Annotated in this window: 18 protein-coding genes; 13 read left to right on the top strand and 5 right to left on the bottom strand. The window is 62.7% G+C overall.

Annotated features, from left to right (window positions below):
• Nucleotide 1: 1 nt before the first annotated feature.
• Nucleotides 2–1,108 carry a phosphoribosylformylglycinamidine cyclo-ligase gene (gene purM / locus FHS49_RS16740; RefSeq protein WP_184020750.1) on the bottom strand — a complete coding sequence of 369 codons (1,107 nt, stop codon included), beginning with the start codon at nt 1,106–1,108 and terminating at the stop codon, nt 2–4.
• Between the two features lie 60 nt (nt 1,109–1,168).
• Between purM and FHS49_RS16735 the strand changes: the two genes are divergently transcribed.
• Genes FHS49_RS16735 through FHS49_RS16720 form a run of 4 tightly spaced genes read left to right on the top strand, consistent with a single transcriptional unit; the run spans nt 1,169 to nt 6,800 of the window.
• Nucleotides 1,169–2,437 (top strand): heavy-metal-associated domain-containing protein, encoded by a 1,269-nt coding sequence (locus tag FHS49_RS16735; protein WP_184020748.1) that lies wholly within the window; start codon nt 1,169–1,171, stop codon nt 2,435–2,437.
• A 5-nt stretch (nt 2,438–2,442) separates the two neighbouring features.
• The gene (locus FHS49_RS16730; RefSeq protein ID WP_184020746.1) at nt 2,443–3,051 is read left to right on the top strand and encodes an HdaA/DnaA family protein; all 609 of its coding nucleotides are present in this window, start codon (nt 2,443–2,445) and stop codon (nt 3,049–3,051) included.
• A gap of 18 nt (nt 3,052–3,069) precedes the next feature.
• Complete coding sequence (locus tag FHS49_RS16725; RefSeq protein ID WP_184020744.1) at nt 3,070–5,238, top strand: RNA degradosome polyphosphate kinase; 2,169 nt, start codon at nt 3,070–3,072, stop codon at nt 5,236–5,238.
• Nucleotides 5,239–5,288: 50 nt separating this feature from the next.
• Entirely contained in the window at nt 5,289–6,800 is a 1,512-nt protein-coding gene (locus FHS49_RS16720; RefSeq protein WP_184020742.1) for a Ppx/GppA family phosphatase, read from the top strand.
• Nucleotides 6,801–6,885: 85 nt separating this feature from the next.
• Here the strand turns inward: FHS49_RS16720 and FHS49_RS16715 are convergent, their stop codons facing one another.
• A complete protein-coding gene (locus FHS49_RS16715) occupies nt 6,886–7,179 on the bottom strand; it encodes an I78 family peptidase inhibitor (protein WP_184020740.1) in 294 nt (97 codons plus the stop codon).
• Nucleotides 7,115–8,359, bottom strand: a complete 1,245-nt coding sequence (gene rnd / locus FHS49_RS16710) for a ribonuclease D (protein ID WP_184020738.1) — start codon at nt 8,357–8,359, stop codon at nt 7,115–7,117. Before rnd ends, FHS49_RS16715 begins: the two co-directional genes overlap by 65 nt.
• A 103-nt stretch (nt 8,360–8,462) precedes the next feature.
• Here rnd and aspS point away from each other — a divergent pair, with 103 nt between their 5' ends.
• Nucleotides 8,463–10,241, top strand: a complete 1,779-nt coding sequence (gene aspS / locus FHS49_RS16705; RefSeq protein WP_184020736.1) for an aspartate--tRNA ligase — start codon at nt 8,463–8,465, stop codon at nt 10,239–10,241.
• A gap of 121 nt (nt 10,242–10,362) precedes the next feature.
• Nucleotides 10,363–11,154 (top strand): polyphosphate kinase 2 family protein, encoded by a 792-nt coding sequence (locus tag FHS49_RS16700; RefSeq protein WP_184021244.1) that lies wholly within the window; start codon nt 10,363–10,365, stop codon nt 11,152–11,154.
• A gap of 93 nt (nt 11,155–11,247) precedes the next feature.
• Here the strand turns inward: FHS49_RS16700 and greB are convergent, their stop codons facing one another.
• Together greB and FHS49_RS16690 are read right to left on the bottom strand one after the other, a co-directional pair.
• Nucleotides 11,248–11,730, bottom strand: coding sequence for a transcription elongation factor GreB (gene greB / locus FHS49_RS16695; protein WP_184020734.1), 483 nt, complete (start codon nt 11,728–11,730; stop codon nt 11,248–11,250).
• Nucleotides 11,731–11,886: 156 nt separating this feature from the next.
• Nucleotides 11,887–13,893, bottom strand: coding sequence for a lytic transglycosylase domain-containing protein (locus FHS49_RS16690; protein WP_184020732.1), 2,007 nt, complete (start codon nt 13,891–13,893; stop codon nt 11,887–11,889).
• A gap of 98 nt (nt 13,894–13,991) precedes the next feature.
• Here FHS49_RS16690 and dapA point away from each other — a divergent pair, with 98 nt between their 5' ends.
• The 7 genes from dapA to FHS49_RS16655 all read left to right on the top strand — a co-directional run bounded on the left by dapA (nt 13,992) and on the right by FHS49_RS16655 (nt 21,008).
• A complete protein-coding gene (gene dapA, locus FHS49_RS16685; RefSeq protein WP_184020722.1) occupies nt 13,992–14,867 on the top strand; it encodes a 4-hydroxy-tetrahydrodipicolinate synthase in 876 nt (291 codons plus the stop codon).
• Nucleotides 14,867–15,349 carry an SsrA-binding protein SmpB gene (gene smpB, locus FHS49_RS16680; protein WP_184020720.1) on the top strand — a complete coding sequence of 161 codons (483 nt, stop codon included), beginning with the start codon at nt 14,867–14,869 and terminating at the stop codon, nt 15,347–15,349. Before dapA ends, smpB begins: the two co-directional genes overlap by 1 nt.
• A 22-nt stretch (nt 15,350–15,371) precedes the next feature.
• A complete protein-coding gene (locus FHS49_RS16675; RefSeq protein ID WP_343053005.1) occupies nt 15,372–15,923 on the top strand; it encodes a DUF2062 domain-containing protein in 552 nt (183 codons plus the stop codon).
• A 121-nt stretch (nt 15,924–16,044) separates the two neighbouring features.
• Nucleotides 16,045–18,471, top strand: coding sequence for a hybrid sensor histidine kinase/response regulator (locus tag FHS49_RS16670; RefSeq protein ID WP_184020709.1), 2,427 nt, complete (start codon nt 16,045–16,047; stop codon nt 18,469–18,471).
• Between the two features lie 39 nt (nt 18,472–18,510).
• Complete coding sequence (locus FHS49_RS16665) at nt 18,511–18,867, top strand: response regulator (RefSeq protein ID WP_184020707.1); 357 nt, start codon at nt 18,511–18,513, stop codon at nt 18,865–18,867.
• A gap of 132 nt (nt 18,868–18,999) precedes the next feature.
• On the top strand, nt 19,000–20,079 hold the full coding sequence (gene recA / locus FHS49_RS16660; protein ID WP_184020705.1) for a recombinase RecA: 1,080 nt from the start codon (nt 19,000–19,002) through the stop codon (nt 20,077–20,079).
• A 302-nt stretch (nt 20,080–20,381) separates the two neighbouring features.
• Nucleotides 20,382–21,008 carry a glutathione S-transferase family protein gene (locus FHS49_RS16655; RefSeq protein WP_184020703.1) on the top strand — a complete coding sequence of 209 codons (627 nt, stop codon included), beginning with the start codon at nt 20,382–20,384 and terminating at the stop codon, nt 21,006–21,008.
• Nucleotides 21,009–21,030 lie beyond the last annotated feature (22 nt).

The raw sequence follows: 21,030 nt of genomic DNA, 5'->3' as shown, positions 1-21,030 counted from the left end.
GTCACCCATTATGCGTGGCGCTCCACGGCGCGCGCGCGCTCCAGCATTCCTCAGGGCCGGAGACCGTGCAGCCGGTCTCACCCGCTTCGATCCGGCCGATCGCGAACACCATCTCGCCGGCGGCTTCGAGCGCCTGCTTCACCGATGCGGCATCCACTGCATCCACCACCAGCGCCATGCCGATCCCGCAATTGAACGTCCGCGCCATTTCCTCGGGCTCGATATGCCCCTGCGCCTGCAGAAACGCCATCAATCGTGGCTGTTCCCAAGCAGCAGCATCGACATGCGCGTGCAGTCCCTCTGGGAGGACACGCGGGATATTTTCCAGCAGCCCGCCGCCGGTGATGTGCGCCAATGCCTTGATCGTGCCGTTGCGAATTTCGGGCAGCAGAGATTTCACATAGATGCGCGTTGGCGCCATCAGCGCGTCGATCAGGATCACGTCCTGATCGAACAGGGCAGGGCGGTCCATCTTCCAGCCCTTGTCTTCGGCCAGACGCCGCACCAGCGAGAAACCGTTGGAATGCACGCCCGACGAAGCCAGCCCGAGAATCACTTGGCCCGCGGCCACGCGGTTTCCGGTCAGAGCCTGATCGCGTTCCACCGCCCCGACGCAGAAGCCCGCCAGATCATAATCGCCCGGCGCATACATGCCCGGCATTTCGGCGGTTTCGCCGCCGATCAGCGCGCAGCCGGCCAGGATGCAGCCTTGGGCGATGCCGGCGATCACGCGCTCGGCGACGCCGCTCTCCAATTTTCCGGTGGCATAATAATCAAGGAAGAAGAGCGGTTCAGCCCCCTGGACGATCAGATCATTGGCGCACATCGCGACCAGATCGATTCCCACGCCGTCATGCCGGTCATGATCGATCGCCAGCTTGAGCTTGGTGCCCACACCATCATTGGCCGCCACCAGCAGCGGATCATTATAGCCCGCCGCCTTCAGATCGAAAAAGCCGCCGAAGCCGCCGAGTTCGGCATTGGCCCCGGCGCGGCGCGTGGCTTTCGCCATCGGGCCGATCGCCTTGACGAGTGCATTGCCCTGGGCGATCGAGACCCCCGCTTTGGCGTAGGTATAGGGTTCGGGATTGTGCGTGTTGTTCACCATGCAAAGCCGCCTACTCATATCCTGCTTGGATTTCCACGCCCAACTCGTCAAAAGGACGCCGTGACTGTCCCCAAACGCCTTTTTCGCCCGTTTCCGATCCTGCTCGGCCTTGCCCTCCTCGGCGGTGCCAGTGCGATCGTGGTCGCCCAGATCGAAAGCGGCGTGCGCGGTATAGCGCCGATCGACACGTCGGGCAGCTTCGAAGTGACGGGCGTAACCGTCGATGTTTATGGCAAAACCGCCGACGCCGCGCGCTTTGGCGGATGGCGCGTGGCGCAGCGCAAGGCCTGGCGTCTGCTCTGGGGCAAATATCATGCCGGCACCGGCGTGCCCGCGCTGTCTGACAGCGCGCTCGATTCGATCGTGACCGGAATTGAGATCGAAAACGAGCAGATCGGGCCTAATCGCTATATTGCCAAGCTCGGGATCCTCTTCGATCGTGCCCGCGCCGGACAGATTCTGGGCGTGGGCGGCGGGGTTGCGCGCTCCTTGCCGCTGCTGGTGATTCCCCTGCAATGGTCGGGCGGGCGCGCGCAGACCTTTGCGGACACCGAATGGCAGGCGGCCTGGGCACGCTTCCGCGCGGGCAGCGGATCGATCGATTATGTGCGGCCGCGCGGCACTGGCCCCGATTCGCTGCTGCTGAACGCCGGGCAGGTCAGCCGCCGCAGCCGTGTGTGGTGGCGCGCCCTGCTCGATCAATATGGTGCGGCGGACGTGCTCAGCCCCAAGGTGCGGATCGAACGGCAATGGCCGGGCGGCCCGGTGATCGGTTATTTTACAGCCTGTTACGGCCCGGACGACAAGGTGTTGACCCGCTTCACCTTGCGCACCGATACGGCGGCAGGGCTTGGCCCAATGCTGGATGAGGGCGTGCGCCGGATGGACGAGACCTATTCGCAAGCGCAGGCGAGCGGTCAATTGCGGCCCGACGCCACCCTGATCATCGAGCAGCCGGTCGATCCCGATACGCTGGAGGAAGAAGAAGGCGTGCTGGAAGAAGCCCTGCCGGGTGCGGAGAATCCCCTGAATCCAGCGGCTGGCAGCACCTCTGTCATCATCCAGTTCGAAACACCCGATGCAGGATCGGTCACCCGCGGCGAGAGCGCGGTGCGCGGCGTACCCGGCATCGGCGGCGCGCAGACCACCAGCCTGGCCATCGGCGGTTATTCAGTGATGCGCGTCACCTATGCCGGTGATCTCGCCGCGCTGCGTTCGGCGCTTGCGGCGCGCGGATGGCGTGTGGAGGAATCGGGCGGCAATCTGCGCATCCGCCGCGCGCCCGCACCGTCCACACCGCCCGCGGGCGACAATGTGACGGGCGGCTGATCGCAATGAGCCAGATCGCGCTGCCACTCGATTGGCCGGCGGACGAAACGGATGCGGATTTCATCGTCAGCAGCTCCAACGCAGCCGCAGTCAAGCATCTCGAGCATCTTGGCACCTGGCCGGTCTGGGCGACCTTGCTCACAGGGCCGCGCAAATCGGGGCGGAGCCTGCTCGCGCGCATCTTCGTGCTGAAATCTGGCGGCACATTGATCGACAATGCCGAAGATCAATCGGAGGAGCGCATCTTCCATGCGTGGAACACGGCGCAGGAAACGCGCCATCCGCTGCTCATCGTCTCCCATCGAGCGCCGCCCGAATGGAAGCCGCGCCTCGCCGATCTGCGCTCGCGCCTCTCGGCCACGCCCGCGATCCGTCTTGAAGAACCCGATGACGTGCTCATCGATCTTCTGATCGAAAAGCAGTTGGCTGCGCGGGGCGTGTTCACCCGACCGGAATTTCGCAGCTTCGTCGTCGCGCGGATCGAGCGGAGCTTCGTCGCGGTGCTGCGCTTCATCGACATGGTCGATCAGGCGGCGCTGGCGCAGCGCGTCAAGATCGGCATTCCGCTGGCAAAACAGGTGCTGGCGGAGATGGGCGTCATCGACGAGTCATAGAAATTCGTCTAAAAGGGGATGATGAGCAGCAATCTCCTACCGATCCACCCGACCAATGACGACGATCTCGACGCTCCGGCGCAAACGGTAGGACGCTATTTCAACCGCGAGCTGAGCTGGCTCGCCTTCAATCGCCGCGTGCTGGAGGAAGCGACCAATCGCGCGCATCCGTTGCTTGAGCGGCTCCGCTTCCTTTCCATTTCGGGCAACAATCTCGATGAGTTCTTCATGGTCCGCGTCGCGGGCCTGAAGGGCCAGCAATTGCAGGATGTCGAGCAGCGCTCGGCGGACGGCATGACCGTGTCTCAGCAACTCGCAGAGATCGCGGTGCAGGCGGACCGGCTGATGGGCGAACAGCAGCGCATCTGGCTCTCTATCCGCGATGAATTGGGCGCGGCCGATATCAATGTGCTGGGCGTCGACGATATCGATGGCGACGCGGCGGATTGGCTGCAGATTCATTTCCGTGATCAGATCTTTCCGATCCTCACGCCGCAGGCGCTCGATCCGGCGCATCCCTTTCCCTTCATCCCCAATAAGGGGCTGAGCGTGATTTTCGATCTCAAGCGCAAATCGGATGGGGAGAATATCCGCGAACTGCTGATGGTGCCCGCCACCATCCCGCGCTTCGTGCGGATGCCGGGCGAGGCCGCGCGCTATGTCTCGATGGAGACGATGCTGCGCCGTTTTTCGGGAATGCTCTTTCCGGGCTATGAAGTGATGGGATCGGGCGCGTTCCGCATCATCCGCGACAGCGATCTTGAAATCGAGGAAGAGGCCGAAGATCTGGTCCGCCATTTCCGTAGCGCGATCAAGCGGCGGCGGCGGGGCCGGGTGATCCGTCTCAAGCTGGAAAGCGGGATGACGCCCCAGGTGGAGGCGCTGGTCAAATTGGAGCTGGGCGGCAGCGACGCGCTGATCACCGAAACCGCCGGTTTTCTGGGCATTGGCGAGCTTGAGCAGTTGGTGGACGAGGATCGACCCGATCTGAAATTCATTCCTTATGCCCCGCGCTTTCCCGAGCGAATCCGCGAACATGCAGGGGACTGTTTTGCCGCGATCCGCGCCAAGGATATCGTGGTGCATCATCCCTATGAGACATTCGAGGTGGTGCTCGCCTTTTTGAAACAGGCAGCGGGCGATCCCGATGTGGTGGCGATCAAGCAGACTCTGTATCGCGCGGGCAAGCAATCCGCCGTGATCAAAGCGCTGTGCGATGCGGCCGAGGCGGGCAAATCCGTCACCGCGGTGGTGGAATTGAAGGCGCGGTTCGATGAGGAGCAGAATCTGCTCTGGGCCTCGGCATTGGAACGCGCTGGCGTTCAGGTGGTCTACGGCTTTATCGACTGGAAGACCCATGCGAAAATTTCGATGGTGGTGCGCCGGGAGAACGGGGCTTACCGCACCTATTGCCACTTCGGCACGGGCAATTATCATCCCGTCACCGCGCGCATCTATACCGATCTGAGCTTCTTCACCGCTGATCCGCGCGCGGGCCGCGATGCGGCGCAGATCTTCAATTACATCACCGGTTATGTGGAGCCGACCGGGCTCGAAATGCTCTCCATGTCGCCCAAGGGGCTGCGCACGCGGCTGTGCGAATTGATCGATGCGGAGATCGCGCATGTCCGCGAAGGCCGGCCCGGCGCGCTCTGGGCCAAGATGAATTCGCTGGTTGATCCCGCGATCATCGAAAAGCTGTACGAGGCGAGCAATGCGGGGGTGCAGATCGATCTCATCATCCGCGGCATTTGCTGTCTGCGTCCCGGCGTGCCCGGCATGTCCGAGCATATCCGCGTCAAATCGGTGATCGGGCGCTTTCTGGAGCACAGCCGCATCTGGGCGTTCGGCAATGGCAAGGAATTGCCCAATGACGGGGCGAAACTCTATATTTCCTCGGCGGACTGGATGCCGCGCAATTTCGACCGCCGCGTGGAATATATGCTGCCGATCGAGAATCGCACGGTGCATGATCAGGTGATGGATCAGGTGATGCTCGCCAATCTGCTGGATAATGAGCAGAGCTGGGAATTGGAGCCGGACGGCGAATATCAGCGGTTCGATCCGGGCGACCGGCCGTTTAACCTGCACCGCTATTTCATGACCAATCCGTCGCTCTCCGGCCGCGGCGCATCGCTGCGCAACAGCGATGCGGTGCCCAAGCTCAGCCTTAGGCGGCGGCGCTAGGATCGATCAGGATTGTCTCGACCCGCGCTGATAATCGGCTAGATGGACGCATGTCCACGGCCCGGCTCCCGATTCCCACCGCGGCTTTGCCGAACGATCGCAACCGCCGCGCGATCATCGATATCGGATCGAACTCGATCCGCCTCGTGGTGTTCGATGGGCCGGAACGGCTGCCCGCGGTGCTGTTCAATGAAAAGGTGATGGCCGGGCTGGGGCGCACGCTGTCAGGCGATGGCCTCATTTCCGAATCGTCGATCAAGACCAGCATCCGCGCGCTGCAACGCTTCCGCCAGCTTGCGATCGAAATGGGCGTCTCGAGCCTGCGCACCGTCGCCACCGCCGCGGTGCGCGATGCCAAAAACGGCCCCGATCTCATCGCGAAAATCCGTGCGATCGGGCTTGAACCCGAATTGCTCTCCGGCAAGCAGGAGGCCGAGGCGGCTGGCTATGGCGTGCTGTCCGCCATTCCCGATGCGGATGGCTTGGTGGGCGATCTGGGCGGCGGCAGCCTCGAACTGATCCGCGTGCGCAACGGCAAATTCCTGGGTTCAATCTCGCTGCCTTTGGGCGTGCTGCGGATCGCGGCGATTCGCGGGAAGGGCAAATTGGCGCTGCGCCAGACGGTGGCCAAGATGCTCAAGAAGCAGGACTGGTTGAAGCAGGCCAAGGGGCTGCCGCTCTATATGGTCGGCGGTTCCTGGCGCGCGCTGGCCCGGCTCGACATGCACCTGTCTGATTATCCGCTGCCGATCATCCATCACTATCGCATGGCCCCCGAGCGCGCCGCGCATCTCGTGCGTTCGCTCGCCAAGGTGGATCGCAAGAAGCTCCAGGCGCTGCCGACCTTGTCCACCTCGCGCATCCCGACATTGAACGACGCCGCCGCCCTGCTTTCCAATCTGGTGCGAGAGCTTCAGACGAGCGAATTGATCGTGTCCGCCTCGGGCCTGCGCGAAGGCCTGCTCTATGAGATGCTGGACGGGGAACGCCGGCGCGAGGATCCGCTGATCGCCGCCACGCGCGAGGAGGGCGTCCGACAAGGGCGTTTTCCCGAGCATGGCGATCTGCTCGATCGCTGGATCGCGCCTTTGTTCCAAACCGAGCCGCCGGTCGTGGCGCGCATCCGTCATGCGGCCTGTTTGCTGGCGGATGTGGGCTGGCGCGCGAATCCTGAATTTCGCGCCGAGCGCGGGCTGGAAATGGCGCTACACGGCAATTGGGTCGGCGTGGATGGTGCTGGCCGCGCGATGATGGGGCAGGCGCTGGCGACCAGCTTCGGTGCGGGCGTCGCCCCGCTCGGGTATCTGATCCCCCTGGCCGGCGAGACTGCGTTGCGCGGTGCGGTGCATTGGGGGCTGGCGATGCGGCTCGGCCAGCGGTTCAGCGGCGGGATCGCGGAGCCCCTGCTGGCAAGCCGTCTGTCGCGCGAGGCCGGTTTGCTGCTGATGACGATCGATCCGGCGGATGCCATGCTCTATGGCGAAGCTGTCGAGCGCCGGCACAAGCAATTGGCGAGCGCGCTGGGGCTGACGCACCGGATGGTGGTCAAGGGAAAAGGGTGATCACGCCCGGACCCGTTTGTCCCGAGCGTAGTCGAGGGACGGGGGCACATCCGAAATGTACCTCGACACCAACGGACCTTGATCGTTAGCCGCAACTCACCTGCAAAATCCTGTAATTCTCGTCATAGCTCACCGTCAGCCGGTCCTGCCGGAAGTCCATCGTCACCGCGCTGCCTGGCGCGACCCAGCGGAGCGTCGCCGCGCCGCTGGCCTTCATCATCACGCCGGCCAATTCGGCAGTCGCGGTCTGGCTCAGGAAACGATCCAGCCCCTCGGGCGCGCATACGCCCTGCGCCGGCGTGGCCTCCGCAGGGTCAGGCGTGGTCGCTGTCGTGCATCCAGCCAGCATCATCGGCATCAAGATCAACAGCCTGCGCATCGCCCGTCTCCTCGGTCTTGGTGCGTGTCATCACCAGCTTGCCACCGCGCACGCCAAAGGCAAGCCTGCCCTCGACCATCGCCAGCGCATCGCCGCCAAATTGTTCGAAGCGCCAGCCTTCCAGAATCGCCAGCCCTTCGCGCCGTCCGGCGGCCAGCAATTCCAGTTCCTCGGTCCGCGCCAGCAGCCGCGGGGCCACGCCCGAGTCGCGCGCCCGGATTTTGAGCAGCAGTTTGAGCAGATCGGCGACCAAAGCGCCTTCGCGGCCGAGGCCGGGCTTGCGATCGTCGCGCGCGGGCATTTCGGCGGCGGTCAGGGGCGCAGAGGCCTCCAGCGCAGCCATCATGCGCCCGCCGATATCATTGCCCGCCCAGCTTGAAGACAGGCCACGCACCTTGGAGAGATCGGATTGCACCTTGGGCGGATGCGCCGCGATATCGGCGACGGTTTCGTCCTTGGCGATCCGGCCGCGCGGCAGATTCTTGTTCTGCGCCTCGCGCTCGCGCCACGCCGCCAGCGCCTTAAGCCGGCCGAGCACTTCGGGCTTGCGGCTGGGGATCTTGATCCTGTGCCAGGCCTCTTCGGGGATGGTCACATAATTGCTCGGGTCGGCGATCTTCTCCATCTCCTGATCGAGCCAGCCGCCACGCCCGGTCTTGCGCAATTTTTCCAGCATTCGCGGGAAGATCGTCGCCAGATGCGTCACGTCGCCGATCGCATATTCGATCTGGCGCTTGTCGAGCGGACGGCGGCTCCAGTCGGTGAAGCGCGCGCCCTTGTCCAGCGTGATGCCGAGCCAGCTATCAACGAGATTGGAATAGCCCACCTGATCGCCCTGGCCCAGGGCCATCGCCGCGATCTGCGTATCGAACAAAGGATGCGGCGTCTTGCCCGTGAGATTATGCACGATCTCGATATCCTGCCCGCCGGCATGGAACACCTTGAGCACATCCTCATTCTCGGTCATCAGATCGAGCAGGGGTTTCAGATCCATGCCCGCGGCCATCGGATCGATCGCTGCGGCCTCGGTCTCATCCGCGATCTGGATCAGGCAAAGCTCCGGCCAATAGCTGTTTTCCCGCATGAACTCGGTATCGACAGCGATGAACGGAGACTGGGACCAGCGGGCGCAGAGATCGGCGAGGGACTGGGAATCGGTAATCAGGGGGTGGATATGCATGACGACCCCATATACGGGTCCGTCGGCTTGACAAAGCGCCTTTGCCCTTGTGTTACCCGCGTTTTCCACGGCCTAGCCGCAGAACCAGAGATTGAAGAGCATCATGCACGCCTATCGCACCCATAATTGCGCAGAATTGCGCGCCGCCCATGTCGGCCAGAGCGTTCGCATTTCCGGCTGGATTCATCGCAAACGCGATCATGGCGGACTGCTCTTCGTCGATCTGCGTGATCATTTCGGCATCACCCAGATCGTGACCGACATCGATTCGGAGGCGTTCAAGGCGATCGACGGCGCGCGCGCCGAATCGGTGATCACCGTGACCGGCGATATCGTCGCCCGGTCTGCCGAGACGGTGAACCCCAATCTGCCCACGGGCGAGATCGAGTTGCGCGCACGCGACGTGACAGTGCAATCCCATGCACAGGAACTGCCGATGCCGGTGTTCGGCGACGCCGAATATCCGGAAGAAATCCGCCTGCGCTATCGCTATCTCGATCTGCGCCGCGAACGCATCCACAACAATATCGTGCTGCGTTCCAACGTGATTTCTTCCCTGCGCCAGCGGATGACCGCACAGGGCTTTACCGAATTCCAGACCCCGATCCTCACCGCCTCCAGCCCCGAGGGCGCGCGCGACTATCTCGTGCCCAGCCGCGTCCACCCCGGTAAATTCTATGCGCTGCCGCAGGCACCGCAGATGTTCAAACAGCTATTGATGGTGGCCGGGTTCGACCGCTATTTCCAGATTGCACCCTGCTTTCGCGACGAGGATGGCCGCGCAGATCGTTCGCCGGGTGAATTCTATCAGCTCGATTTCGAGATGAGCTTCGTCACGCAGGACGATGTTTTCAATGCGATCGAGCCGGTTCTTCATGGCGTGTTCGAGGAGTTCGCCAAGGGCCGCAGCGTGACCCCGCTGCCGTTCCCACGCATTCCCTATCGCGAATCCATGCTGAAATATGGCAATGACAAGCCTGATTTGCGCAATCCCATCGTGATCGTGGACGTCTCCGATCACTTCACCGGATCGGGCTTCGGCCGTTTCGCCGATATCGTCTCGAACGGCGATGTCGTCCGCGCGATCAGGGCACCAGGCACCGCGGAAAAGAGCCGCAAATTCTTCGACGACATGAATAGCTGGGCGCAGTCCGAGGGCTTTGCCGGCTTGGGGTACGCCACCCAGAAGGCCGGTGAATTCGGCGGTCCGATCGCCAAAAACCATGGCGAGCAGGGGATGCGCAAGCTCGCCGAAACGCTGGGCCTCGGCCCCGATGACGGCATCTTCTTCGCTGCGGGCAAGGAAGCGCAGGCCGCCAAGCTCGCCGGCCTGGCGCGCACCCGGGTGGCCGAGCAGCTCGAGCTGATCGACAAGAACAAGTTCGATTTCTGCTGGATCGTCGATTTCCCGATGTTTGAATATGATGAGGAGTCGAAGAAGGTCGATTTCAGCCACAATCCCTTCTCCATGCCGCAGGGCGAGATGGGCGCGCTGGAGACCAAGGATCCCTTGGATATCCTGGCCTATCAATATGATATCGTGTGCAATGGGATCGAACTATCGTCGGGCGCGATCCGGAATCACAAGCCGGAAATCATGTATAAGGCGTTCGAGATCGCCGGTTATTCGCAGCAGGATGTCGACACCAATTTTGCGGGCATGATCAACGCGTTCAAATTCGGTGCGCCGCCCCATGGTGGTTCGGCGCCGGGGATCGACCGGATCGTGATGCTGCTGGCCGACGAACCCAATATCCGCGAGGTCATCCTGTTTCCGATGAACCAGAAGGCCGAGGATCTGATGATGGGCGCGCCAAGCGCGGTCAGCGCGAAGCAATTGCGTGAGCTGAATATCCGGATCGCGGACGGGCCAAAGGGCTGATCTATTCCCGGCATGTCCCAAAACCGTTCAGGCTGAGCCTGTCGAAGCCCTTTTATTTTTCTCTCCCAAAGCAGATGAAGCACATAGGACTTCGACAGGGTCGGTCCGAACGGAGTTTATGATGACCATCGATCTTTCCGACTATGAAAAAGGCGAGAAATTCGAGGGTGATTATGATGCCGCGCTGAAGGCCGCGCAGGAGCGGGTTTCGCGCGTGCAGGCCGCCTATATCAGCCAGGGCAGGCGCGCGATCCTGGTGTTCGAAGGCTGGGACGCGGCGGGGAAGGGCGGCGCGATCGGGCGGCTCACCTCCGAACTCGATCCGCGCTATTTCGAAGTCTGGCCGATTTCCGCCCCCACCCAGGCCGAAAAGGAACGCCATTTCCTGTGGCGTTTCTGGACCAAGCTGCCCGGCGCCGGCGATATAGCGATCTTCGATCGCTCCTGGTATGGCCGCGTCCTGGTGGAGCGCGTCGAGGGCTTTGCCACGGACGCCGAATGGAAGCGCGGCTTTGACGAGATCAACGAGTTCGAGGCCCAGCAGAAAGACAGCGGCACGGTGATCGCCAAGCTCTTCCTCCACATCACGCAGGAAGAGCAGGACAAGCGCCTGATCGACCGGCTCGATCACCCCTGGAAACGCTGGAAAACGGGCAAGGAGGATTTCCGCAACCGTGCCCGCCGCGCCGACTATCTCGCCGCGATGCACGACATGTTCAAGCAGACCAACACGCGCTGGGCGCCGTGGAAGGTGATAGACGCCAACAGCAAGAAAGCCGCCCGTATCGCCGTGATGATGCACGTTGCAGACCGGCTCGAGGCCGCGGTGAAGATGGACCCGCCCGAGATCGATCCCGAAGTGCTCGCGCTGGCGAAAGATGCACTGGGTTATGCGCCGAAGGCAGAGAACTGACTTCTAAACCGTTTGTCCCGAGCGACGTCGAGGGACGCGGGAACTGTGACCACGTCCCTCGACGTCGCTCGGGACAAACGGTGAGAGGGAGAGCTATTCCGGATAACGGATCCCCATCACCTCATATTCCTTAATCCCCACCGGAAGCTCCACCCGCCGCACATCACCCACCGCAGCGCCGCGCAGCGCGCGCGCGATCGGGGAGTTCCAGCCGACCAGGCCATGGCTCGCATCCGCCTCGTCATCGCCGGTCAGAGTCAGGATGCGCTCATTGTCTTCGGCGTCGGCGATGGTGACGGTCGCGCCGAAATAGACCCGGCTGTGATCCTCCTGCCGGGTGGGATCGATGACCTTGGCCGCCTTCATCCGCTTGGACAGCCAGCCCAGCCGGCGGTCGATCTCGCGCAGACGCTTGCGGCCATAGATATAGTCGCCATTTTCCGAACGGTCGCCATTGCCCGCCGCCCATGAAATTACCTCGACCAGCTTGGGCCGCTCGTCGGACAGCAGGGCATCATATTCGCCGTGGAGCCGGGCATAGCCCGCAGCTGTGATGTAATTCGGGCGGTCGATCATCGTGCCATTTACCGTCATTCCCGCGAAAGCGGCAACCTCGCGTCTTCTGTCCGCTCCGCGCCTTCGCGTCTCCGCGTGAATATAAAAGGTTCGCGCGGAGACGCGAAGGCGCGGAGAAAGAAGCGGAATGACTTGCATGGGCGAGGGTGAAGAAATTCAGCCCGGCGTCTTCTTCCCCAAATACCAGGACAGCGGCGCGGCAATGCTCTTGCTGCGCGCGCGTTCGGGGTGGATCAGATCATAGACCACCGCATTTTCAAGCACCCGCTGCACATAATTGCGCGTCTCGGCGAACGGAATCTTTTCGATCCATCCGACCATGTCGCCGCCTTCGCCGCGCGGATCGCCATTAGCTGCGATCCACTTGCGCACATTGCCCGCCCCGCCATTATAGGCCGCCACGGCCATCGGATAGCTGCCATTGAACTGGCGGAGCATCCGATCGAAATAGCTCGAGCCGAGCTGGATATTGTAATCCGTGTCCGCCGTCAGCGATTCGAGCGCATAGGGGATGCCCAGCTTGCCCGCCTGCTCGCGCGCGGTGCCGGGCATGAGCTGCATCAGCCCGCGCGCGCCGACCGGGCTTTGCGCCTGACGATCAAACTGGCTTTCCTGTCGCGTGATCGCATGGATCATCGTGAAATTGTCGCCATAGCCCGAAGGTACTTTCACCTCGGGAAAGCCATCGCGCACATAAGCGTCAAAGCCCGCCACGCGCGCGCGGCGACCGATCATCACCTTTAAGTCGGGCCGTTTCACATCCTCGGCCAGCTCGTGGATAAAATGATGCTCCAGATCGGTATTGGCGGTGTTGGCGATCTCGCGCAGGAAGAGCGACTGATCCTTCCAATCGCCCATTTCGCCGAGCAACTTGGCGGCTTTCACGATCCCGCGATCCTCGAACGCATCGCGCTGGCTGCGGGTCACCTCGAGCTTGCCGCCATCGACCGGCGCAGCCAGCCTCAGGCCCAGCCGCTCGGACGCAAGCTGACCATAATATTGATCGGGCATGGCGGCCGCGCGTGTGAAATAGCCATTGGCTGCATCACGCTGCCCGGCTGAAAGGGCCGCGCGCCCCGCCCAATAAAGCCCCTTGGCACGAGTCTGCGCAGTGCGTGATCCCCGCGCATAGCGATCGAACATGCCGATAGCATCCTGCGGGCGATTGCGATTCTGCATCGCCACGGTACCCGCCAGCCAGACCAGATCGGTATATTTGTCCCGCTCGGCATAGCTCTGGTCGCTCACGCTCACGCCTGCCGGATAGGCGTCGTCCACCTTGGACGCGATGTCATAGGCCACGCCATATTGACTATCGATCACAGCCGCCTTCGCATTGGCCAACAGCGCCTCGAACCAGCGATTGGCGTCCTGCGGCGGGCTCGTCAGCGTGCGGGGCTCAGCCAACAATGCCCGCGCCGCCACGCTCTGCCCGGTCAGCCGCAGCCAATTGGCGCGATCCAGAATATAGCCGGGATCGTTGCGCTGCGCGGCATTGAGGAATGCCGCCTTGCTCGCGGCATCCACCGCCTTCTGCTGGAGCGCGAGCCGCGCGGCGTAAAGCGGGCGATTGGCCTGGGAGGTGAGCGGCATCTGCCGTACCGCGCTGCTCGCGGCCTTGTCCCACAACAATTTTTCCATCCGCTTGTCATGATCGCGCTCGGTAAGATTGGCGGCGAACAGCGCGAGGATGCGGCCCTCATCATCGGGGGTCAGTGTGCCACCGGTCCAGGCGCGACGCGCCGAAGCCAGCGCTTCGTCGCGCCGGCCCGCCGCCTGGAGCGCGAGTGCGTAACGCACTTCGCCCATTGTGGTGAGCGCGGGAAGGCGGTCGAAATAGTTCAGCACCTGTGCCGGCTGATAGGCGGCCGGATTGATCGCCTTTTCCGCGGCCCTGCGCATCGCCTCGGCACCGGGCCAGTCGGGATAGCGGATCAGGAAGTTTGCATAGGAGTCGAAGGTGTAGCCGCCGGGACGGCGTAGCCGGTTCCACTGCACCAGCGCGTCGCCGACCGGATCGGTCCTGGCGGTGGGCGAGGCGGGCAGGCCGCTCATCTGGGCGCGGTAATAGGCCTTTTGTTGCGCATTGAGCGTGTCCGCCAGGGCGGCGGACGAAGAAAAGAGCAGTCCGGTGGCAATGATCTTTGCAAGCATACTGGACATTTTACGATTTGCGTCCTTATCAGGCGCTGAACGAAACATGGTTATGGTCATGCGCGCTCTTATGACGCGCCGTGACCGGGATTTGAAGGAGCTTCGGAATGTTTTCCGGTTCGATACCGGCTCTTGCGACGCCATTTCGCGACGGAATGGTGGATGAACCCGCGTTTCGGAGCTTTATAGACTGGCAGATCGACCAAGGCAGCAAGGGACTCGTCCCCTGCGGCACTACGGGCGAGTCCGCCACCATGTCGATCGAAGAGCATAATGCCGTCGTCGTGATGACGATCGACCAGGCCGCCGGCCGCGTGCCCGTGATCGCGGGCTGCGGCTCCAACGATACGATGACCGCGCTGGCGCACATGAAATCGGCGCAGGCCCACGGTGCCACCGCCGCGCTGGTGGTCGCGCCTTATTATAACAAGCCCAATTTCGAAGGCGTCTACGCGCATTTCGCCTATCTGGCGGACCACTGCGATCTGCCGATGATTCTTTACAACGTGCCCTCGCGCACGATTACGGATATCGGCCCGGAGACGATGGGGCGGCTTGCCGAAATCCCCTCGATCATCGGCGTCAAGGATGCGTCGGGCAATGCCGTGCGCGTTACCGCGCAAAGGCTCGCCTGCGGCCAGGATTTCGTCCAGCTTTCGGGCAATGACGATATGGCGCTTGGCTTCATGGCGATGGGCGGCGTGGGCTGCATCTCGGTGACGGCCAATGTCGCGCCTCGGCTGTGCGCCGATTTTCAGTCTGCCTGCGCCAGCGGAGACTGGGATATCGCGCTGGAGCTTCAGGATCGTCTGTTCCCGCTGCATACTGCCTTGTTCAGCGATGCTTCACCCGGTCCGCTCAAATATGCGCTCCATCGTATGCGTCCTGATTTCCTGCCCGATGTCCGTCTTCCCATGACCCAGCCGCGCCCGCCGAGCCGCGTGCAGGTGGATGCTGCGCTTGAAAGTTTGGGGCTGGTCTGATGGCCCGCCCGCGCCCCGTGGAATTCGACAAGGTTAAGGTCGTCGCCGAGAACCGGCGGGCGCGCTATGAATATTTCCTGGAGGAATTCTTCGAGGCGGGGATCGCGCTGACGGGCACCGAGGTCAAATCCCTGCGCTTCGGCGAGGGGTCGATTGCCGAGAGCTATGCCGAGGTGAAGGATAGCCAGGTGTGGCTGGTCAATGCCAATGTCCCTGAATTCAGCCATGGCAACCGTCACAATCATGAGCCCAAGCGCCCGCGCAAGCTGCTGTTGCACGAGCGCGAGGTGAACAAGATGCGCGTCGCGGTGCAGCGCGAGGGCATGACGCTGATCCCGATGGCGGTGTATTTCAACAGCCGTGGCCGCGCCAAGGTCGAACTGGCGCTCGCCAAGGGCAAGAAGATTCACGATAAGCGAGACACCGAAAAGGCGCGCGACTGGAAGCGTGAACAGGGCAGGATCATGCGCGACCGTGGCTGAACAGACGGGCTTTGCAGCGTGGGTGAAACGCAATTCCCCGCGGCGGGAGGAACTGGTGGAAAGCCGGTGGCTCAAGCCGTTCGCGCATCGGATCGCGCATAGCGAACTGTGGCGCTTCACCCGCCGTTCGGTGCCGCGCGGGGTCGCGCTCGGGCTGCTGGTGGGCATCTTCCTGTTGGTCCCTGGTGTTCAGATCATCGGCGTGGTGATGCTCGCTCTGCCTTGTCGCGCCAACATTCCGATCGGCGCGGCGATGACCTTCCTCAGCAATCCCGCGACCACGCCGCTGCTCATCCTGCCCGGCGCGATCTGGGTCGGTAACAGCATGTTCGGCCTCCATGCCGACGTCAGCACCTTCATGACGCTGCTCAACGAAGGCGCGACGGCGAGCCAGTGGATGGGGTGGATATTCTCCGATGTCGCGCTCGGGCTGGTGGCCGGCCTGCTGGTCATCTCGGTGGTGTCGGCGGCGGTGGGCTATGTGCTGGCTGCCTTGTTCTGGCGCTGGTGGATCGGCGCGAAATGGCGTCGCCGCGGCCATGGCAGCATTTCAGTTTCGGCCATCGAGCCCTAAGCATGGCTTGGGCGTGGCCCGGTGATCGGGTCAGTATTGGCTGAGGCGTGGCTTCAGGCCGCCCGGCCCCTGCGATCCGGCTTGACGCCAATCAGGGCGGGGGCGAAGAGGGCGTCACGCCATGAAATCGCTCCCCAATCCTATCGCCCTGCCGGATTCCCTGTCCCGCGCCACTGACGCCACGCTCCTGCCGGATCGTGCGTTGGCCGGGCTGGTTGCGGGCGCGGCGCTGGTGAGCGGGCTGCTGCTGCTGTGGGCGGCGGGCAATGTCGCGCTGGCTGCAGGTTTTGCCGCAGCGCTGATCGCCGCATGCGCGCTGATGCTGGTTTTCCGCAAACTTTATCCGCCACAAGGCGTCGGGGATGGGGCGATCGATTGGGCACTGACCCGTGCCGCCGCCGACAATGAAGGCGTGGCGATTGCGATCACGGATCGGGCCGGGCGGCTGGTGTGCGCCAATGATCTGTTCGGCGAATGGTTTCAGGGCTTTCCGGTGCCGCCGGGATTGCCCGTGGGGCAGGGGGGTGTCTCCCAATTGACCGCCGCCGCGCGCCAGGCCTGGCGTGATGGGGAAGGGCAGGTCGATCTGATCGAGGCCAATGGTGCCCGCTACGCCGCGCGCGTGATGCGCGCCGGGCGGACAGAGGACCATCTTTTGTGGCGAGTCACGCGTCATCGCACGCTGGATCTGCGCACCGAATCGCGCCGCCTGATCGAAGGCGAAGGCGGAGACCGCCTGGGCGAGGCCGGGATCATGGTTGCGCTGGTGGGCGGGGAGGGCCGTATCCGCGCTGCCAATCGCGCCTTCAATGCGCGCGCCGCCGGACGGCCCGATGCACCGATCGAAGGACGCGATTTCGTGACACTGCTGGTCTCGGACCGGGAGGGCGTGATCCGCTTCGCGCAGGAAGGTGCCAAGGGCACGGCGCTCCGCCTGATGCAGATGCCGCTGGAAACCGGCGTAATCGATACGCCGACGTTGCTGTTTCTGATCGACGACGAATATGCCGCCTCGGGCCGCATCGCGGGCAAGGGCGGCACGGGCAGCCATTTGCAGGCTCTGCTCTCCATGCTCCCGCTCGGCCTGGCGCTGACGGACCGGGATGGTCGTTTCCTCTTCGTCAACGATGCCTTCGCGCGCGCTGCCGGGCTGGAGGAAGGCACCATGCCCGTCTATCCAGGCGACCTCGTGGTGGGCGAAGACAAAGCGGCGGTGGCCGATACCGTGCGGCGCTTCGGCACGGGGCAGCAGGCGCTCTCGGGTGACATCGCGGTGCGGCTGCTCAATCATCCCGAAGAGCCCGTGGCCCTCACCATTGCGGGCGCGCGCGGCCTGGGCGAAGCGGCGGTGTTGCTCAGCCTGAAGGACACCAGCGAGGAATCCAAGCTCAAGCGGCAGGCGGAACAGGCTACCAAGATGCAGGCGGTGGGCCAGCTTGCCGGCGGCGTGGCGCATGATTTCAACAATATCCTCACCGCCATCATCGGCCATTGCGATCTCATGATGATGCGCCATCAGCCCGGCGACAGCGATTATGACGATATCCAGCAGATCAAGAGCAATTCGAGCCGCGCTGCCAATCTGACCCGCCAGTTGCTTGCCTTTTCGCGGCAACAGACCTTGCGTCCGCAGGTGCTGCAATTGCCCGATGCGGTGTCAGAAGTGTCCAATCTTCTGAAAAGGCTGCTGGGGGAAACGGTCAATCTGGTGATCAACCATGGTCGCGATCTGGGCGCGGTGCGCGCCGATCCGGGGCAACTCGAACAGGTGATCGTCAATCTCGCGGTCAATGCGCGCGATGCGATGCAGTCCCGCAGCTCGGGCGGCACGCTCACGATCCAGACCTATGCCTTGCCCGCCAGCGAAGTGCGCGCGCTCGGCAGCGAAATCCTCCCGATCGCCAATTATACCGCGCTCAAGATGAGCGACAATGGCAGCGGCATCCCCTCCGAAATCCTCTCCAAGATCTTCGAACCCTTTTTCACCACCAAGGAAGTCGGCAAGGGCACGGGCCTCGGCCTCTCCACCGTCTACGGCATCGTCAAGCAATCGGGCGGCTTCATCTTCGCCGATTCGAAACTGGGCGAGGGGACGGTGTTTACCATCTATCTGCCGGTGCATCAGGCGGAGGCCGTCGTCGAAGCGGTCACGCCCAAAAAGGCCAAGCAAGGCGAGCTATGGGGATCGGGCACGATCCTGCTGGTGGAGGATGAGGATATGGTCCGCGCTGTCGCCGAACGCGCGCTGACCCGCCACGGCTATACCGTGCTGACGGCCACCAATGGCGAGGAAGCGCTGGAGGTTCTGGCCGGCGACATCGCGATCGATCTGCTGGTCTCCGATGTCGTGATGCCCACCATGGACGGCCCGACGATGGTCAAGATCGCGCGCGAAACCTTTCCCGATATGCCGATCCTCTTCATGTCGGGCTATGCGGAGGAACAATTGCGCAAATCGATCGACCTCGATCGCGTGGCCTTCCTGCCCAAGCCCTTTTCGGTGCATCAGCTTGCCGAAGCGGCAAAAGCCGCGATCACGCCGAAATAGCCTCTATCCCCAATCACATGCGCTGCTATGAAGCAGGCAATGTCGAACGCCCGCCGCATATTGATCGTCGAAGATGAACCGCTCATCGCCATGATGATCGAGGATTTCGTCGAATTGCTGGGGCATGGCCATGCCGGCACCGCCGATTGCGTGGAAACCGCGCTGGGCCTGGTCGCCGCGGACGAATTCGATCTGTGCATCCTGGACGTCAATCTGCGCGGCGGAGAACGATCCTGGCCTGTGGCCGACGCCCTCGCCGCGGCGGGCAAGCCCTTCATCCTGGCCACCGGCGGATCGGGCGAAACCACGCCCGACGCCCATGCCGGTGCGCCCACCTTGTCCAAGCCATTCACGATGGACGCCGTGAAAGATGCGTTGCAGCGCATCATCGGCTGAATTGGGCCTATTCCGGGGCATTCAGCCGGGTAGAAATAATTTATGTTCCACTCTTGTTCCGTGAGAACAAATCGCATACAAGCTGACATGCGTTGAACGATTCACCTGTTCGATCTACGAAGGGAAGCAGCCATGGCGGCACAACTTAAAGTCATCGATTCCGGCAAGAAGACAGGGAATATGGACAGGCAAAAAGCTCTGGAGGCGGCGCTCGCCCAGATTGACCGCGCATTCGGCAAAGGCTCGGCGATGAAGCTGGGATCGCGCGAGGCGATGGAGATCGAGGCGATTTCCACCGGGTCGCTCGGGCTGGATATCGCATTGGGCATTGGCGGTCTGCCGCGCGGTCGCGTCGTCGAAATCTATGGTCCCGAAAGCTCGGGCAAGACCACGCTGGCGCTGCATGTCATCGCCGAAGCGCAGAAAGCGGGCGGCACCGCCGCGTTCGTCGATGCCGAACATGCACTCGATCCGGTCTATGCCAAGAAGCTCGGCGTGGATATTGACGAACTGATCGTTTCCCAGCCCGATACCGGCGAGCAGGCGCTGGAAATCGTCGATACGCTGGTGCGGTCCAACGCGATCGATGTGCTGGTGGTCGATTCGGTCGCCGCATTGGTGCCGCGCGCCGAAATCGAGGGCGAGATGGGCGATAGCCATGTTGGCCTGCAGGCGCGTCTCATGTCGCAATCGCTGCGCAAACTGACCGGCTCGATCAGCCGCTCGCGCTGCATCGTGATCTTCATCAACCAGCTCCGCATGAAGATCGGCGTGATGTACGGCAATCCGGAAACCACCACCGGCGGCAATGCGCTGAAATTTTACGCCTCGGTCCGCCTCGACATCCGTCGCACCGGCCAGATCAAGGATCGCGAGGAAATCGTCGGCAACACCACCCGGGTGAAGGTCGTGAAGAACAAGGTGGCCCCGCCGTTCAAGCAGGTGGAATTCGATATCATGTATGGCCAGGGCGTCTCAAAGGTCGGCGAAATTCTCGATCTCGGTGTCAAGGCCGGCCTCGTCGAGAAATCGGGAGCCTGGTTCTCTTATGATTCGATCCGCATCGGCCAGGGCCGTGAAAATTCGAAGACCTATCTCAAGGAACATCCCGAGCTGATGAACCAGCTTGAAGCGGCGATCCGCACGCGCACCGACAAGGTGGCCGAAGAGATGATGACCGGACCCGAGGCGGACGAAGACGAGGATCTCTGATCCCTGTTCGCTTCAAGCACAGCAAAGGCCCGTCGTGCGTCGGCGGGCCTTTTGCGTTGAGGGGATTGTGGGAATGATCATGTCAGACACGATGGATGGTGTGAACTTGGTGTGACCTTACGGCCAATGATCGCTTCGACAAGCTCGGCCGAACGGTGTTGGATGATCATGTCATCGTGATGGCGGCCAAGCCGTGACATCGTGGCTCGCCCGCCCAAACTGTTTTCCAAATAATCTTTCGCGATATGCGTGAACAATGCGAGGATGTGCGTTCCATGGAATGAAGCGCAGGAGAGAGCCTCATGACCATTACCGTCCATCACCTCGAGAATTCCCGCTCGCAGCGGATTCTCTGGCTGCTGGAGGAGCTTGGCCTGCCTTATGAGGTGAAGCGCTATGCGCGCAACGCCAAGACCATGCTCGCGCCGCCCGAACTCAAGAAGATCCATCCGCTCGGCAAATCCCCGGTGATCGACGACGATGGCCGGGTCGTTGCCGAAACGGGCGCGATCATCGAATATATCGTCGACAAGGCCGATGGCCGCCTTGGCCCACCCGCGCACCGCGACGATGTGCTGCGGTATCGCCAATTCCTGCATTATGCCGAAGGCTCGCTGATGCCGCCATTGCTCATGATGCTCGTCATCAATCGCATGGGGCTGCTGGGCCGGCCCGCCAAGCCGCGCATCCAGGCGATGCTCGATCAGCATCTCGATTATCTGGAAACCGAACTGGCGCGGCGTGACTGGTTTGCGGGCGATCAATTCACCGCAGCGGACGTGATGATGTCCTTTCCGCTCGAAGCCGCCCGCCAGCGCGGCGGGCTCGACGGCAGCCGCCCCCATCTGACCGCCTGGCTCGATCGTATCCATGCCCGCCCGGCCTATCAGGCCGCGCTGGTGAAAGGCGGCCCCTATGCTTTTGCCTGATTTAGGCTAGGGTTCTCGCAAA

The sequence above is a fragment of the Sphingobium boeckii genome (assembly GCF_014199215.1).
In the GTDB taxonomy this organism is placed as follows: Bacteria; Pseudomonadota; Alphaproteobacteria; order Sphingomonadales; family Sphingomonadaceae; genus Sphingobium_A; species Sphingobium_A boeckii.
Note: the sequence above shows the minus strand (reverse complement) of the source record. Positions and strands in the feature narration are given on the sequence as shown.